This is a genomic window from Streptomyces sp. NPDC028305 (genome assembly GCF_055569495.1).
Map to the genome: position 1 here is coordinate 372,108 of NZ_JBVHTN010000008.1, position 14,045 is coordinate 386,152.

A 14,045-nucleotide genomic window follows, 5' to 3' on the forward strand; every position below is an offset into this window, starting at 1 on the left:
GCGCGTTCAGAGACTAGGGAAAGCCCGTTCGGGCATGTGCTAGGCCTTGCCTCCCCGGTCTCTGTGACGGTGACATCAGCGGCTGACGCCGCGGGGGCCGCGGCGTCAGGGGGCGCCCCCAGCTACCGCTGGGAGGTACCCCCGCCAGCGGTAGCTGGGGGCGCGTGCGATCGCAAGGCGGAGGGTCGCCCTCGCGGGGGCACCTCCCGGCCGAAGGCTGGGGGCGGGCCTACTCGGGCGGGCCCGACAACGCGGCGCGGGGGCACCGCCCAGCGGTAGCTGGGGGCGCGTGCCAGGCGTCGCGGGCCCGCAGAGACCGGGGAGGCAAGGCCTTAGGGAGTCCGGAGTGCTCCGGAGGCGTCGAGGATGCGGTCCGCCACGTTGACGGAGTCGACGAGCGGGTGCAGGGCGAGGGCGCGGAGGGCCGCGGCGCGGGCGGCGGGGCCGCGCGTGGTCGCCGAGGCGATCGTGGCACGTTCCACGGCCTTGAGCGAGAGCATCAGCCCGAGCTGGTCCGGCGCCACGGCGCCGGCGGCCAGCGGCCGCGCCCCGCCCGCGTCGACCAGGCAGGGGACCTCCACCACGGCGTCCGCGTCCAGGCCGGGGACCGCGGTGCGGTTGCGCACGTTGAGGATCAGCGTGGCGCGCTCGTTGCGGGCGATGGCCCGCATGATGGCCAGGGCGATCCGGTCGTAGCCGCCGCCGTCCAGGTCGCACGAGTCGCGCTCCCAGCCGCCGCTGGCCTCCCGGCTCTCCGCCATGTACGTGGCCTCGCGCTCCATCCGGGTGCGCTCCCACAGCTCCAGCGCCCCGGCCCCAGCGGCCCCCTTGGCCGTTCCCGCCGCCGCGGCCTCGGCGTAGAAGCCAGCCTGCTGGTCGCGGAGGAACTCGCCGCGGGTGGCCGGGGCCTGGCGGATGGAGGTCACCGCCTCCCGGTTGAAGTAGTAGTAGTGCAGATACTCGTTGGGCAGGGCGCCCAGGGCTTGCAGCCACCCCGCGCCGAAGAGCTTGCCCTCCTCGAAGGACTCCAGGGCCGCGCTGTCCGCGAGCAGTTCGGGCAGCCGGTCCCGCCCGTCCACGTTCACCCCGCGCAGCCAGCCGAGGTGGTTGAGGCCCACATAGTCGTAGCCGGCCCGGTCGGGGTCGGCGCCCAGCGCCCGCGCGGCGCGGCGGCACAGCCCGACCGGGGAGTCGCAGATGCCGATCACCCGGTCGCCGAGCACCCGCTGCATGGCCTCGGTGACCATGCCGGCCGGGTTGGTGAAGTTGATGACCCAGGCGTCGGGGGCCACGGCGGCGATCCGCTCGGCGATCTCCAGCGCCACCGGCAGGGTGCGCAGCCCGTAGAGCACCCCGCCGGCGCCGACGGTCTCCTGCCCGAGGACGCCCTCGGCCAGCGGGACGCGCTCGTCGCGCGCCCGGCCCGCCAGGCCGCCGACGCGGATGGCGGAGAAGACGAAGTCGGCCCCGCGCAGCGCGTCGTCGAGGTCGGTGGTGGCCCGTACGGCGGGGGCGGCGGGGCGGCCGGCGGCCTGCTCGGCCAGGACCTTGCCGATCGCGTCGAGCCGGCCGCGGTCGGTGTCGTACAGGACCAGCTCGGTGCAGCGCCCGGCCTCGTCCCCGCTGTCCTCCAACAGGGCCCGGTACACCAGCGGCATCCGGAACCCGCCGCCGCCCAGCACAGTCAGCCTCATACGGTCACTACCTCCACACCGGCCTCGCGGAACACGTCGAGGGTCGCCGGGTCTGATGTCTTGTTGGTGATCAGGGTGTCGATCTGCTGCGGCCCGCAGATCCGGGCGAGCCCGGTGTCGCCGGGGAACTTCCCGGCGGTGGCCAGCAGGACCACCTCGCGGGACGAGGCGAGCATGGCCCGCTTGACGGGCACCTCCACATGCGTGCTGTCCAGCACGCTTCCGTCCGGCAGTACACCGCTGGCGCCGAGGAAGAGGCGGCCGACGTGCAGCTGGCGGATGTTGGACTCGGTGAGGAAGCCCACCACGGACCGGTAGTTGCTGCGCACCTGCCCGCCGAGCAGGATCAGGGTCACCTCCGGGTCGTCGCGCAGCTCGTCGTAGACCGCGAGGTTGCTGGTGACGATGGTGACCGGGCGGCCGCGCAGCAGCTTGGCGAGCTGGAGTGTGGTGGTGCCGATGTCCAGCAGCACCACGTCCCCGTCGGCGATCAGCCGGGCGGCCCGGCGGGCGACGGCCGTCTTGTCGGCCAGGTCGTCGACCGCCACCTCGCTGAAGGGCCGCTCCTCGTCCGGCTGGGGGGTGGCCACCGCGCCCCCGTAGACCCGGGTGAGCCGGCCGGCCCGGCCCAGCTCGGTGAGGTCGCGGCGGGCGGTGGCCTCGCTGACCCCGAGCCGCTTGGCGATCTCCCCGATGGGCAGCACGCCCTCCTCACCGAGGATGCTCAGCAGCTTCTCGTGCCGGGTCTCTCGCAACATGTCGGCAAACGTACTCCACGTGAGCGGGTTTGCGCGAGTGTGACCGACCTCTTGCATTCGCCGCTCGGGCAATGCAAGGTGTCGCTCACGTAGCTGCCATATGAAATGCACGCCGAGCAGCACGACACAGAGCACTGAACAGGAAGGGCGCGCCGGTGAGCACTGCCGGAACCGCAGACTCCATAGACCCGCTGGCCGCCCTGCGCGCCCCCGGAGACCCCGAGCACGACGTCTATCTCACAGGCACCGTGTTCCTCGACATCATCTTCACCGGCCTCGACCACGCCCCGGTGCGCGGCACCGAGTCCTGGGCGCGCGGCATGGGCTCCAGCCCCGGCGGCATCGCCAACATGGCCACCGCCCTCGCCCGCCTCGGCCTGCACACCACCCTCGCCGCGGCCTTCGGCACCGATGTGTACGGCGACTACTGCTGGGAGGCCCTGGCCACCGGCGAGGGCGTCGACCTCACCCCCTCCCGGCGCCTGCCGGGCTGGCACTCGCCGGTCACCGTCTCCATGGCGTACGACGGCGAGCGCACCATGGTCACCCATGAGCACCCGCCCCCGCCGCCCGCCACCCCCAGCGCACCGCCGCCCTCCCGCGCCTGTGTCACGGCCTTCGAGCCGGGGCGGCAGGAGGAGTGGGTGCGCCAGGCGCACGCCCAGGGCAGCCGGATCTTCGCCGACGTGGGCTGGGACGACTCCGGCCGCTGGGACCTGGCCGCGCTGCCCGACCTCGCGTACGCCCACGCCTTTCTGCCCAACGCGGCCGAGGCACAGCGCTACACCCGCACCGACACCCCCGAGCAGGCCGTGCGCGCGCTGGCCGACCTGGTGCCCATCGCGGTGGTCACCAAGGGCGCCCAGGGGGCCGTGGCCATCGACTCGCTCACCGGGGAGAGCGCCGAGGTGCCGGGGCTGCACGTGGCCGCGCTCGACCCGACCGGAGCCGGCGATGTCTTCGTCGCGGGCTTCATGACCGGCACCCTCGCGGGCTGGCCGCTCGCCGACCGGCTCGCCTTCGCCAACCTCACCGCCGCCCTCTCGGTCCAGCACTTCGGGGGCTCGCTGGCCGCCCCCGGCTGGGCGGAGGTGGCCGCGTGGTGGGCGCTGACGGCCCAGACCGCCGGCGACGGCGCGGCCTGCGGCGAACTGGCGCACCGCTACGGGTTCCTGAACGAGCTCATTCCCGCCGGGGTGCGCGAGTGGCCCCGCCTGCGGGCCCAGCCCACCATCGGCTTCCGGGGCGAGTGACGATGCCCGCGGGTCCCCCGATACGTCCGACACGCCTCAAGGAGATGTCCATGGGATTCCCCCGTACCGGCGCGCGCCGCGTACGCCGGAGGGCCGTGACGGCCCTGCTCACCGCCGGGGTGGCGCTGCTGGCCTCGGCCTGTGTGCCGGGCACCGACGGCTCCCAGGCCTACGGCCCGGGCGGCGGCCCCGCCGTCGCCGTGCCGGACCCGGCCAAGGCCGGGAAGGTCACGCTGACGGTCTGGGACCAGGAGATCCGGGGCGGCACCAACGGGGAACTGGAGCAGCTCAACAAGGAGTTCGAGCGCAAGTACCCCAATGTGAAGATCAAGCGGGTGGCGCGCAGCTTCAACGACCTGAAGACCACGCTGAAGCTCGCCGTCTCGGGCAACAACCCGCCCGATGTGATCCAGGCCAACCAGGGCTACCCGGACATGGTGTCCTTCGTCCGGGCCGGGCTGCTCGCCCCGCTCGACAACTACGCCGGGATCTACGCCTGGAACACCCGCTACCCGAACACCCTGCTCAACCTCAACCGGGTCTCCGCCGACGGCACCGACTTCGGCACCGGCCGGCTCTACGGCATATCCCAGACCGGCGAGTACATAGGCATCTACTACAACAAGGACGTGCTGGCGAAGGCCGGTGTCAAGCCGCCGAAGACCTGGAGCGAGTTCACCGCGAGCCTGGCGCGCCTCAAGGACCGCGGCAAGCTGCCCATCCAGTTCGGCAACCTGGACAAGTACCCGGCCATCCACACCTTCGGCGTGCTCCAGGGTCAGCTCGCCGCCACCGAGGTCCGTGACACCGTCCTCGGCCGCGGCACGGGCTTCGACACCGCCGCCACCAAGGACGCGGCGGCCACCCTCGCCGACTGGACCAAGCGCGGCTACCTCCCCAAGGGCGCCAACGGGCTCGGCTACGACGACGCCGCCAAGAAGTTCTCCGCCGGCGACGGCGGCTATCTGGTGACCGGCACCTGGCTGCTGGCCGACCTGAAGAAGGGCATGGGCGACAAGCTCGGCATGATGGTCCCGCCCCCGGCCTCGGCCGGCGGCGCCCCAGTGACCACCGGCGGCCAGGGGCTCGCCTGGTCGATCACCTCCCGCTCCAAGCACCCCGAAGTCGCCGCCGCCTACCTCGACTTCATCACCAACAAGCACGCGGCCGATGTGATGACCGAGCACGGCGTGCTGCCCGCGGTGCCCGGAACGGCCGCCGAGCGGGTGGACCCGGACACCGTGGACGGCCAGATGATCGCCGGGTGGAAGCGGCTCAGCGCGGCCGACGGTCTTGTCCCGTACCTCGACTACTCGACCCCCACCTTCTTCGACACCATCACCGCCGCGCTCCAGGGCGTGATCAGCGGCAAGACCTCGCCCGGGGACTTCGCCGCCACCCTTCAGACGGACTACGGCGCCTTCATGAAGAAACAGCGCGAGCGCCACGCGGCCACCCCCGCCCCGGCGGAGCCGAAATGAAAAAACCTCTTCACTCGCTCAGCGCCGCCGCGTACCGGCGGCGGGCCCCGGGCGAGCCTCGCGCCATCGGCTACCTCTACATCCTGCCCGCCCTCGTCCTGTACGCCGCGTTTCTGCTCTACCCCTTCGGGCAGTCGGTGTGGCTGTCGTTCGTCCACTGGGACGGACTGACCGTCGCCACCCCCGCCGGATTCGACAACTACCGCGACCTGTTCACCGACCCCGAACTGCGTGCCCCCTTCGCACACGCGCTGCTGCTGCTCGTCTTCTACGCGGCCCTGCCGGTGGCCATCGGGCTGCTGCTGGCCGCCGCGATGTCCCGGGCCCGGGTCCGCGGCATGACCTTCTTCCGCACCGTCCTCTTCCTGCCCCAGGTCCTCGCGCTGATCGTGGTCGGCGTCGCCTGGCGCTCGATCCTCGCCCCGGACGGGCTGCTCAACGACACGCTCCGCGCGGTCGGCCTCGGCTCGCTCGCCCGCCCCTGGCTCGGCGACTACGACTGGGCCCTGCCCGCCGTGGGCGTGGTGGGCACCTGGGTCGGCACCGGGCTGTGCATGGTGCTCTTCCTGGCGGGCGCCCAGCGCATCCCGCGCGAGCTGTACGAGGCGGCCCGGATGGACGGCGCCGGGCCGGTGCGGGAGTTCTTCTCCGTCACCCTGCCCGGTCTGCGGCCGCAGATCGCGGTCGCGCTGACCCTGACCATCGTGGCCGGGCTGCGCAACTTCGACCTCATCTACATCACGACCAGCGGCGGCCCCGGAAACTCCACCTCCGTGCCCGCCTACGAGGTCTACCACCGCGCGTTCGAGACCAACCAGGTCGGCTCGGCGGCCGCCGTCGGAGTGGCCCTCACGGTCCTGATCTTCGTCCTGACCGTCACGGTCTCCCGGCTCGTGGAAGGGCGGCGGTCATGACCACGCGCCTCGAACGCAGTGTCACCTACGGCATCCTCGCCCTCTTCTCCGTCATCGCGCTCACCCCGGTCATCGGCATCCTCTCCACCGCCTTCAGCTCACAGGACTCCCTGGACACCGGCTTCTCACTGCCCCAGGGCGGGCTCCACTGGAGCAACTTCGCCGACGCCTGGAACCGCGGCCACTTCGGCACCTACCTCGGCAACTCGGTCCTGGTCACGGCGGTCGTGGTGGCCGCCACCACCGTGCTGGCGGTGCTCGCCGCGTACGCCTTCGGGGTGATGCGCTTCCCCGGCTCCACGGTGCTGTTCTACCTCTTCGTGATCGGCCTGACGCTGCCCCAGGAAGCACTGGTCGTGCCGCTCTACTTCGACCTGCGGTACGCCGAGCTCACCGACACCTACTGGGCCCTGATCCTGCCGCAGACCGCGCAGTCCCTCGCCTTCGGCGTGTTCTGGATGCGGACGTACTTCCGGGGCAGCGCCCGGTCGGTGATCGAGGCGGCCCGGATCGACGGCGCGAACACCTGGACCACGCTGTGGCGGGTCCTGGTCCCCATGGGCCGCCCGGCCATCTCCACCATGGTCGTCATCACCTTCATGTGGACCTGGAACGAGTTCCTGATGGCGCTGGTCATGGTCAGCGACGACGCCCATCGCACGGTCCCGCTCGGCCTGGCCTTCTTCCAGGGGCAGCACAGCTCCGACGCGGCGCTGCTCGCGGCGGCCTCGGTGCTGATCGCGCTGCCGGTGGTGGTCGTCTATGTGGCCCTCCAGCGCCGGTTCATCGAGGGCATGCTCGGCGGCGCGGTCAAGGAGTGAGCGGCGCCGGTCGCGGGGCGGCCGGTCACAGGGCAGGCGTGCGGCTGACCTCGCGGCCGCGCCGCTCCACGGCCCGGGCGAAGACCACGGCGTCGTGGACGGCCGCCCCGCCCGGGTCGTTGTTGAAGTACGCGTAGACATCGCCGCGCTCCGGCCAGGCATCGGCCACCCGGCGCGCCCAGGCGGTCAGCGACTGGTGGCTGTAGCGCGGCGCGGGCCTGGCCAGGCCGTGGTGGAAACGCAGATAGCCCCACCCGGCCGTACGCCACAGCGGGGTCACCGGCTGGGCGGCGGCGTCCGCCCAGCACAACGCGGCGCCGCGGCGCTCCAGCACCTTCCGTACCCCGTCGGACCACCATGAGTCATGGCGGGGCTCGACGGCCACCCGCGTCCCGGAGGGGAAGCAGCCGAGCGCCGCGTCCAGCAGCCCGCTGTCCGCGCGCAGGGTGGGCGGCAGCTGGAGCAGGACGGGGCCCAGCCGGTCCCCGAGGCCCTCGGCGTGCGCCATCAGCCGGGCGACCGGCTCCTCGGGGTCCCGGAGCCGCTTGATGTGGGTCAGATAGCGGCTGGCCTTCAGAGCCATCACAAACCCGTCGGGGGTACGGTCCCGCCAGGCGGCGAACTGCTCGCGGGTGGGCAGCCGGTAGAAGGCGTTGTTGGACTCGACGGTGGCGAACCCCCGCGCGTACTCCTCCAGCCACAGCCGCTGAGGGCAGCCGGACGGATACAGGACGTCGCGCCAGTCCTTGTACTGCCACCCCGAGGTGCCGACGAGGACGGTCATGCTTCGCCCGGGTGCCACGGCGGCCACTGGCCCGGCCGGTCGACCCAGTGGACCTGCCGCGGGTCGTCCAGGTCGATGTCCGGGAACAGCCGCCGCACCCGCGGCTCGAACTCCTCCCGCTCCAGCGGCTCCCAGCCCGGGCCGCGCAGCCACACCCGCCGGTATCTGGTGTCCGCGTCGTACGCGTCCACGAAGACGAGATGGCCGGACTCGCTCGGATCCGTGGCGTTCTCCATGTTTCCAGGGTGGGCCGCGCCGGCCCGCTTCCGCGCGTCGGCGCGGCCGACCGGGTCCCCGCCGGTTTGCGGACGGGGGAATCTTCGGATGGAGTCGTAAGGACGGGGCGGGTTTCCCGGCCCCGGGTCTCCCTGCGCTGGGGGTGAGTCATGATCTTCGTCGACCGCGCGGACGCCGGGCGGCGCCTGGCCGCCAGGCTGCGCCCGCTGAGCGCCGAGGACCCCGTGGTGCTCGGCCTGCCGCGCGGCGGGGTGCCGGTGGCCTTCGAGGTCGCGCGGGAGCTGAAGGCGCCCCTGGACGTGATCATCGTCCGCAAGCTCGGCGTCCCCTTCCACCGCGAGCTGGGCTTCGGCGCCATCGGCGAGGGCGGAGTGCGCGTGGTGCACGACGCGATCGTGCGGATGAGCCGGGCGGGCAAGGAGGAGCTCGCGGAGGTGGAGCGGGACGAGGAGGAGGAGCTGGCGCGCCAGGCGCGGCGGTTCCGGCGCGGCCGGGCGCGGGTCGCGGTCGGCGGCCGGACGGTGATCGTCGTGGACGACGGGATCGCCACCGGCGCCACCGCCCGGGCCGCCTGCCGGGTCGCCCGCGCCCAGGGCGCGGCCCGGGTGGTGCTGGCCGTCCCGGTCGCGCCGCCCGACGCGGCCGAGGCGCTGCGTCAGGACGCGGATGACGTGGTGTGTCTGTCGACCCCACCGGAGTTCTCGGCGGTCGGCGAGTGGTACCAGGACTTCTCGCAGACCAGTGACGCCGAGGTCGTCGACCTGCTCTCCCGGTCGACCGATCTGCCGGGTGGGGCGCATCCTGGTAAATGAAGCAGGAGGTGATGACCGCGATGGAGACGATCGTGGGATGCGACATCGAAATGGAGTTCCGTGAGCTCGGACCTCTCACCGAGGCGGTCGTCCGGCTGAGGATGCACGACGGGACCGAGATCCTGGCTCAGGGTCGCGCGAACCGGAATCCCGACGACCCGGCACAGCCGCGGGTCGGCGAGGAGATCGCGGCGGCGCGGGCGCTGAACAACCTCGCTCACCGGCTGATCTCGAAGGCGGGCGGTGACATCGAGGAGGTCACGCACGCGAAGGCACATCTGGTGATGTAGGGCCGGTCTGCCGCGGCGCCGGGCCGCGGCAGAGCACCCTTCACGACACCTTTCACATCGGATTTCTCAGATCTGGACGCCCTTGGAGCGGAGGTAGGCGAGCGGGTTGACGTCGGAGCCGTAGTCGGGCCCGGTACGTATCTCGAAGTGCACATGCGGCCCGGTCACGTTGCCGGTCGCCCCGGAACGGCCGAGCTGCTGGCCCCCGGACACGGACTGGCCGACGTGGACGGACAGCGCCGACATGTGCGCGTACTGGCTGTACATGCCGTCGGGGTGGCGCAGCACCACCTGGTAGCCGTACGCCCCGCCCCAGCCCGCGGCGACCACCTCGGCCGAGCCCACGGCCCGCACCTGGGTGCCGGTGGCGACGGGGAAGTCGACCCCGGTGTGGTGGCCGCTGGACCAGTTGCTGCCGGAGACGCCGTAGGCGGTTCCGATGCCGTGGCTGGCGACCGGGGTGGTGAAGGACGAGGAGGAGCGCGCCGACGAGCCGGACTTCGCGGCGCGCTCGCGCGCCTTCTGCGCCTGCTCGATCCGCTGCTTGGCCGCCTGCTCGGCCCGCTGCTGCTTGGCCCGGTCCGCCTGCTCGGCGCGCTGCTTGGCTTGATTTGGCTGTTCGGCCCGGGGCCGGCTCTCGGGCGTCTTCGCGGCCGGGGACCCGCTGCCGTCGAGGGTGAGCTTCTGACCGGGGTAGATCAGGTCGGGGTCGCCGCCGATGACGCGGCGGTTGGCCTCGTAGAGCCGCTGCCAGCCGCCGTCCACATCCCGGGCGTCGGCTATCCGGGACAGCGTGTCGCCGCCGACCACGGTGTACGAGGCGGCGGAGCGCCCGGTGGCGGCCGCGCTCTGGTCGACGGCCTTGGTGGTGGCCTTCGGAGCGGCCCGCGGGGCGTCCTTCGGCGTGACCTTCGGTGTGGCCTTCGGGGCCGTCCTGGGAGCGGCCTGGGAGGAGCCGGAGGAGCCCGAGGTGCCGGGGGAGACGTCAGCGGGCTGGCCGCCGCGGGTCAGGCCCGCCTTGACCGAGCAGACCGGCCAGGCGCCGGGCCCCTGGGCGTCGAGCACCTTCTCGGCGATGGCTATCTGCTGGTCCTTGGAGGCCAGGTCGGCCCGGGACGCGTAGGTCGTCCCGCCGAACGCCTCCCAGGTGGACTGGGAGAACTGGAGGCCGCCGTAGTAGCCGTTCCCGGTGTTGATGCTCCAGTTGTCGGTGGACTCGCACTCCGCCACCTTGTCCCAGGTGTCGACGGAGGCGGCGTTCGCCTGGCCGACGCCTATGAGGGGCAGCGCGACCCCGGCGCCGCCCGCGGTGAACGCGAGCGAGGCGCGGGAGACGCGTCGGGGCCGGGGCCGTCGGTGACGTCCGCGTGCAGCCATTGAGCTCATCCTCTCCTGACGCCTGCGAGGTGAGCTGTCGGGTTCGGGCGGGAGCTGCCCGGCCGCGCCTTCCCCGGTGCCCCCCGGCACCGCGGCGCGACTTCACCCCTAGCCGTACCGCCCGATGTCGTGCGGCACGGCGCCTACCTGGTTCCCCCGCTCCTGCCGTGACAGGTCGTCGTGTCACCCCTCCACCACGGCAGGACTCGGCGCTCCGGCGGAGGAGGACCCGCCGCAACGAATGCGCCGGGTGCGGCACAGTAAACACACCGTTTTGGTCACGACAAGGTCTCGACGGACCTGTGTCCTGAAATCGATCACGCCGCTGATGAAATGTGACCCGGGTCACGGCTTTCCGGATGGGGTGATTGCGGCCCGGAATCCGTAATGCCGAATTGCCGTAATTATGTGATTAATGCTGGGGCCGCGCGGCGGAGTCGCATATCGACCGGAATAAGGGCGCCCATCGAGGGAAGGGGAGTGGGAAGGGGAACGGACGGGGGCTGTCGGGGCACTCGGTGCGGCGGCCGACGAGCCGCCGGAGGCCCGACCCACAGGAGGTTGGCCATGACACAGCCACACGGCGGGGCGCCCGCGAGGCGCCGGCCGCCGGTCTTATCCATATCCGCGCTGGTCGTCGGCGCCCTGGCCGCGGTCACCGCCTGCGGCTCCGATACGACGTCGGGGGCGCCCGCGCCGCCCGGCTCGGCCGGCAAGTCCCACTCGGCCACGGGCACCGCCCGGCCCGGCACCGCTGCGCCCAGCACGGCCCCGCCCGAGGCCGATCCGGCCTCGAAGGCGCCGAGCGCGGCCGAGCCGTCCGTCACCACCGAGGCCGGCTCCGCCGCCCCGCCCGCTGTCCGCCGCATCTGCTCCAAGGATCAGCTGAAACTGTCCACCGGCCGGGCGGATATCGGCGCGGGCAATGTCTATGTCCCCCTGGCCTTCACCAATACCGGCGCGGCCAGTTGCACGCTGACCGGGTATCCCGGCGTTTCGCTCCTCGACGCCCCCGGCGCCGCTATCGGCGACCCCGCCACCCGCCGCGGACCGGGGCGCCCCACGGTCGTCCTGAAACCCGGCGACAGCGCCTACGCGAGTCTGCACACGGTGAACAAAGGCCTGTCCGACAAGCCCTGTTGGCGGACCGCGGCCGAAATTCGGGCCTACCCCCCGGACTCCCACCGCTCCATCAAGGTATCCGCGCGCTCCTTCCGGGTCTGCGGGGGCGTATTCGAGGTCACCGCCGTCGAGCCGGGTTCCCAGCCCTGAACCGGGGCACCACGACGGGGCGCGGACCGCCGCCCCCGCCCCGCGCCCCGCCCGGACGCGCCGGAAATGAATTGGCCGGGAAGCGCGGCCACATGACGCCCTTGGGTGTCCGAAAATCTTGATGGCCGCGACACCCACTGGCCCCTTTCGCCCTTCCGCAATCATTATCGGGTGGGCCACCATGTGAAGAGGCCTCGCCTGAGCCGGCACGGAGCGTCTAGAGGGGAACGATGTCATGGAGCGAGCGGCGACCGGGGTCGAGACGGAGCTGGTGGACCTCTCGGGAACGACGCTCGAAGAACTGGGGGACAGTCAGGAGTTCACCCTCGCGACCCGGCGGTTGCTCGAACTCGTACAGTCCCCGCCGACGCTCGCGACCGCCGCTGATGCCAACCAGGGTTGTTGACGTAGTTCCGGCGGTGGCACACCAGTATTCACTCCATCGAGAAAGGCGGCCATGCCGGCGGACTATTCAGCTGGCCCTCCCTCCCCGCTTCCGGCTCTGCGCCGCACACAGCCGCTCACCGCGTCCCCGATGAGCCGTCACCACCGGCTGTCCACGGCGTGCCTCGACGAGCTGACGCGCGGTGGCGGAGGCGCGGCGGCGATCGCCGAGTTACGGGCGGGCCAACGCAGCCGCCTCATGCTGCTGCTACGCGCGTTGACCGACCTCGCCTCCTCCCATCCCCAGGTGCCAGGGCCGCTGTCCGCGCCGCGTGATGCATGGGAGCTGCTGATACGGGCCGAGCGGCGCAGCCCGTCGAGCGCGGAGCAGTTGCTGCTGCACCCCCAGATCGGCGCATGGCTCAGCCGCTGCCTGCGCAGGCTGCGCGGCGTCGAGGGTGAGACGGCCGATGAGGTCCCGCTATGGCTGGAGACCGGCTATCTGCACACCGTGGCCGCCTCGGCGGCCCTGCTCGCGGGGATCGAGTTCCGGATTGCGGTCGGCGTCAGGGACGGCGGGGTGATGCTTCCCGCGCTGGGCTTCGTCGAACTCGCGGGCTGCGATTCCCCCGTCGCCGAGATCTCCGCCGATGGCGCGGGCGATCGGAGGTTGCGAGCCGATTCGCACACGGTGCTGCTGCCTTCCGACCTCACCCTGGACGCCAAGGGCTGGCACCCCCTGAGACGGCTGCACGGCCGACACCCCGTCCACCCCTGCTCGCCCTACCTGGACGACCTCGACCCCTACCGGGACTTTCTGCGCCCCACTGCTCCCGCGCGGCTGAGCGAACCGGAGGCACGGCGGTGGCAGCAACACTTCGACAGCGCCTGGGCGCTCGTCGCGGGGCAGAGCAATGTGGATCCAGCCGGTGTCGCCGACTGTCTGATCTCCGTCGTGCCCGTGCGCTATCCCGCTCGGGCGGAACCGTTCAGCGCCTCGTCACCCGAGGCCTACGGCTGCGTGCTGCTGAACCCTCCGACCGATCCGGCCACCCTCGCGGCGTCACTGATCCATGAAGCCCAGCACGTCAAACTCAGCGCGCTGCTGGACCTGGTGCCCCTGATGCACGGCGGCATGGAGGAGATCCACTACGCGCCCTGGCGCGCGGATCCCCGCCCATTGCGCGGTCTACTGCATGGTGTGTACGCCTTTCTGGGCGTCACGGCATTCTGGCAGTCCCGCAGGTATGCACCGGACGAGAGCACACAGACCGCGGAATTCGAATTCGCGCTGCGGCGCTCGCAGACCTCGCACGGGCTGCGGACGCTGCGCGCCCATGCGGAGCTCACCGCCCTGGGCGACCGATTCTTGCGGGGGCTCGAAGAGAGACTGGCCGTGTGGCTCACGGAGCCTGTCCCGGAGGTTCCGCTGCGCGCCGCCGAGGACCTCAGCCTCGATCACCAACTGCTCTACCGTCTGCATCATCTGGCGGTGGACCCCAGCCGGACCGGGCAGTGGGCGCGGGCCTGGCGGCTGGGCCAGCCAGCACCGGATACCTTGCCCACGACCGTGCTGCGCGCGTCCCGGACGGCGGTGGTGGCGCGCCCGGCCCTGATCCGGCTGCGCCTGCGCGACCCGGCCGGTTTCGACCAAGTGCGGGAGAAACCGGAGGAGCGTCCCTTCGACGGCATGGACGCCCCGCTGAAGGCCGATCTCGACTGGGCCGCCGGTGACACCGCGGCCGCGCTGGACGGCTACCGTGACCGCCTCGCCGCGTGCCCCGACAACCTCCCGGCGTGGTCGGGGCTCGCCCTGACCCTGCCCGCGAGCCCGGCGAGGGAGGCGCTGCGGGGTTGTCCGGAAGTCGTGCTCGCGGTGCACCGGGCGCTGCGCGATCCGTCCCTCGGCGGCCCCGACCCGGTGACTCTCGCCCACTGGATCGGGACCCGCCGCTGAACGCCGGGGCG

13 protein-coding genes, 1 pseudogene and 1 riboswitch are annotated in these 14,045 nt (G+C 72.3%); of the genes and pseudogenes, 9 read left to right on the forward strand and 5 right to left on the reverse strand.

From position 1 onward, the window contains the following. Positions 1-332 precede the first annotated feature (332 nt). Positions 333-1,694 carry a 6-phospho-beta-glucosidase gene (locus tag ACZ4WQ_RS34975; RefSeq protein ID WP_311726910.1) on the reverse strand — a complete coding sequence of 454 codons (1,362 nt, stop codon included), beginning with the start codon at positions 1,692-1,694 and terminating at the stop codon, positions 333-335. Beyond that, positions 1,691-2,452, reverse strand: coding sequence for a DeoR/GlpR family DNA-binding transcription regulator (locus tag ACZ4WQ_RS34980; protein ID WP_311726909.1), 762 nt, complete (start codon positions 2,450-2,452; stop codon positions 1,691-1,693). Before ACZ4WQ_RS34980 ends, ACZ4WQ_RS34975 begins: the two co-directional genes overlap by 4 nt. Positions 2,453-2,607: 155 nt before the next feature. On the opposite strand from ACZ4WQ_RS34980, the gene ACZ4WQ_RS34985 reads away from it, so the two are divergent. From ACZ4WQ_RS34985 to ACZ4WQ_RS35000, 4 genes are read left to right on the forward strand one after another with little or no spacing between them, the layout of a single operon-like run. Next, the gene (locus ACZ4WQ_RS34985) at positions 2,608-3,705 is read left to right on the forward strand and encodes a carbohydrate kinase family protein (RefSeq protein ID WP_311726908.1); all 1,098 of its coding nucleotides are present in this window, start codon (positions 2,608-2,610) and stop codon (positions 3,703-3,705) included. 50 nt (positions 3,706-3,755) lie between these two features. Then, positions 3,756-5,186: an extracellular solute-binding protein gene (locus tag ACZ4WQ_RS34990; protein WP_398376298.1), complete on the forward strand. Its 1,431-nt coding sequence runs from the start codon at positions 3,756-3,758 to the stop codon at positions 5,184-5,186. Further along, the gene (locus tag ACZ4WQ_RS34995; RefSeq protein WP_311726906.1) at positions 5,183-6,100 is read left to right on the forward strand and encodes a carbohydrate ABC transporter permease; all 918 of its coding nucleotides are present in this window, start codon (positions 5,183-5,185) and stop codon (positions 6,098-6,100) included. Before ACZ4WQ_RS34990 ends, ACZ4WQ_RS34995 begins: the two co-directional genes overlap by 4 nt. Continuing rightward, entirely contained in the window at positions 6,097-6,921 is an 825-nt protein-coding gene (locus ACZ4WQ_RS35000) for a carbohydrate ABC transporter permease (protein ID WP_311726905.1), read from the forward strand. The genes ACZ4WQ_RS34995 and ACZ4WQ_RS35000 overlap by 4 nt, the downstream gene beginning before the upstream one ends. Before the next feature lie 25 nt (positions 6,922-6,946). Here ACZ4WQ_RS35000 and ACZ4WQ_RS35005 read toward each other — a convergent pair whose 3' ends face one another. Both ACZ4WQ_RS35005 and ACZ4WQ_RS35010 read right to left on the reverse strand, forming a co-directional pair. Further along, entirely contained in the window at positions 6,947-7,705 is a 759-nt protein-coding gene (locus ACZ4WQ_RS35005; protein ID WP_352130837.1) for a DUF72 domain-containing protein, read from the reverse strand. After that, the gene (locus ACZ4WQ_RS35010) at positions 7,702-7,941 is read right to left on the reverse strand and encodes a hypothetical protein (RefSeq protein WP_352130838.1); all 240 of its coding nucleotides are present in this window, start codon (positions 7,939-7,941) and stop codon (positions 7,702-7,704) included. The genes ACZ4WQ_RS35005 and ACZ4WQ_RS35010 overlap by 4 nt, the downstream gene beginning before the upstream one ends. Positions 7,942-8,091: 150 nt before the next feature. Between ACZ4WQ_RS35010 and ACZ4WQ_RS35015 the strand changes: the two are divergent. Next, positions 8,092-8,724 (forward strand): annotated as a pseudogene (locus tag ACZ4WQ_RS35015) (phosphoribosyltransferase); the annotation flags it as partial. A 26-nt stretch (positions 8,725-8,750) separates the two neighbouring features. After that, the gene (locus tag ACZ4WQ_RS35020; RefSeq protein ID WP_014174730.1) at positions 8,751-9,044 is read left to right on the forward strand and encodes a dsRBD fold-containing protein; all 294 of its coding nucleotides are present in this window, start codon (positions 8,751-8,753) and stop codon (positions 9,042-9,044) included. 66 nt (positions 9,045-9,110) lie between these two features. On the opposite strand, the gene ACZ4WQ_RS35025 is transcribed toward ACZ4WQ_RS35020, so the two are convergent. Then, on the reverse strand, positions 9,111-10,421 hold the full coding sequence (locus tag ACZ4WQ_RS35025; protein WP_311726902.1) for a transglycosylase family protein: 1,311 nt from the start codon (positions 10,419-10,421) through the stop codon (positions 9,111-9,113). Positions 10,422-10,426: 5 nt separating this feature from the next. After that, a riboswitch (cyclic di-AMP (ydaO/yuaA leader) is annotated at positions 10,427-10,609 on the reverse strand. A 379-nt stretch (positions 10,610-10,988) separates the two neighbouring features. On the opposite strand from ACZ4WQ_RS35025, the gene ACZ4WQ_RS35030 reads away from it, so the two are divergent. The 3 genes from ACZ4WQ_RS35030 to ACZ4WQ_RS35040 all read left to right on the forward strand — a co-directional run bounded on the left by ACZ4WQ_RS35030 (position 10,989) and on the right by ACZ4WQ_RS35040 (position 14,034). Further along, entirely contained in the window at positions 10,989-11,693 is a 705-nt protein-coding gene (locus ACZ4WQ_RS35030) for a DUF4232 domain-containing protein (protein WP_311726901.1), read from the forward strand. A 235-nt stretch (positions 11,694-11,928) separates the two neighbouring features. Beyond that, a complete protein-coding gene (locus tag ACZ4WQ_RS35035; protein WP_398376303.1) occupies positions 11,929-12,099 on the forward strand; it encodes a hypothetical protein in 171 nt (56 codons plus the stop codon). 129 nt (positions 12,100-12,228) lie between these two features. Further along, a complete protein-coding gene (locus tag ACZ4WQ_RS35040; RefSeq protein WP_398376305.1) occupies positions 12,229-14,034 on the forward strand; it encodes an HEXXH motif domain-containing protein in 1,806 nt (601 codons plus the stop codon). The last annotated feature ends 11 nt before the right edge of the window (positions 14,035-14,045 follow it).

Excerpts from the sequence above, each read along its gene's own strand:
- ACZ4WQ_RS34975 (WP_311726910.1), bottom strand. The coding sequence starts at position 1,694 with ATGAGGCTGACTGTGCTGGGCGGCGGCGGGTTCCGGATGCCGCTGGTG.
- ACZ4WQ_RS34980 (WP_311726909.1), bottom strand. The coding sequence starts at position 2,452 with ATGTTGCGAGAGACCCGGCACGAGAAGCTGCTGAGCATCCTCGGTGAG.
- ACZ4WQ_RS34990 (WP_398376298.1), top strand. The coding sequence starts at position 3,756 with ATGGGATTCCCCCGTACCGGCGCGCGCCGCGTACGCCGGAGGGCCGTG.
- ACZ4WQ_RS34995 (WP_311726906.1), top strand. The coding sequence starts at position 5,183 with ATGAAAAAACCTCTTCACTCGCTCAGCGCCGCCGCGTACCGGCGGCGG.
- ACZ4WQ_RS35000 (WP_311726905.1), top strand. The coding sequence starts at position 6,097 with ATGACCACGCGCCTCGAACGCAGTGTCACCTACGGCATCCTCGCCCTC.
- ACZ4WQ_RS35005 (WP_352130837.1), bottom strand. The coding sequence starts at position 7,705 with ATGACCGTCCTCGTCGGCACCTCGGGGTGGCAGTACAAGGACTGGCGC.
- ACZ4WQ_RS35010 (WP_352130838.1), bottom strand. The coding sequence starts at position 7,941 with ATGGAGAACGCCACGGATCCGAGCGAGTCCGGCCATCTCGTCTTCGTG.
- ACZ4WQ_RS35020 (WP_014174730.1), top strand. The coding sequence starts at position 8,751 with ATGAAGCAGGAGGTGATGACCGCGATGGAGACGATCGTGGGATGCGAC.
- ACZ4WQ_RS35025 (WP_311726902.1), bottom strand. The coding sequence starts at position 10,421 with ATGGCTGCACGCGGACGTCACCGACGGCCCCGGCCCCGACGCGTCTCC.
- ACZ4WQ_RS35030 (WP_311726901.1), top strand. The coding sequence starts at position 10,989 with ATGACACAGCCACACGGCGGGGCGCCCGCGAGGCGCCGGCCGCCGGTC.
- ACZ4WQ_RS35035 (WP_398376303.1), top strand. The coding sequence starts at position 11,929 with ATGGAGCGAGCGGCGACCGGGGTCGAGACGGAGCTGGTGGACCTCTCG.
- ACZ4WQ_RS35040 (WP_398376305.1), top strand. The coding sequence starts at position 12,229 with ATGAGCCGTCACCACCGGCTGTCCACGGCGTGCCTCGACGAGCTGACG.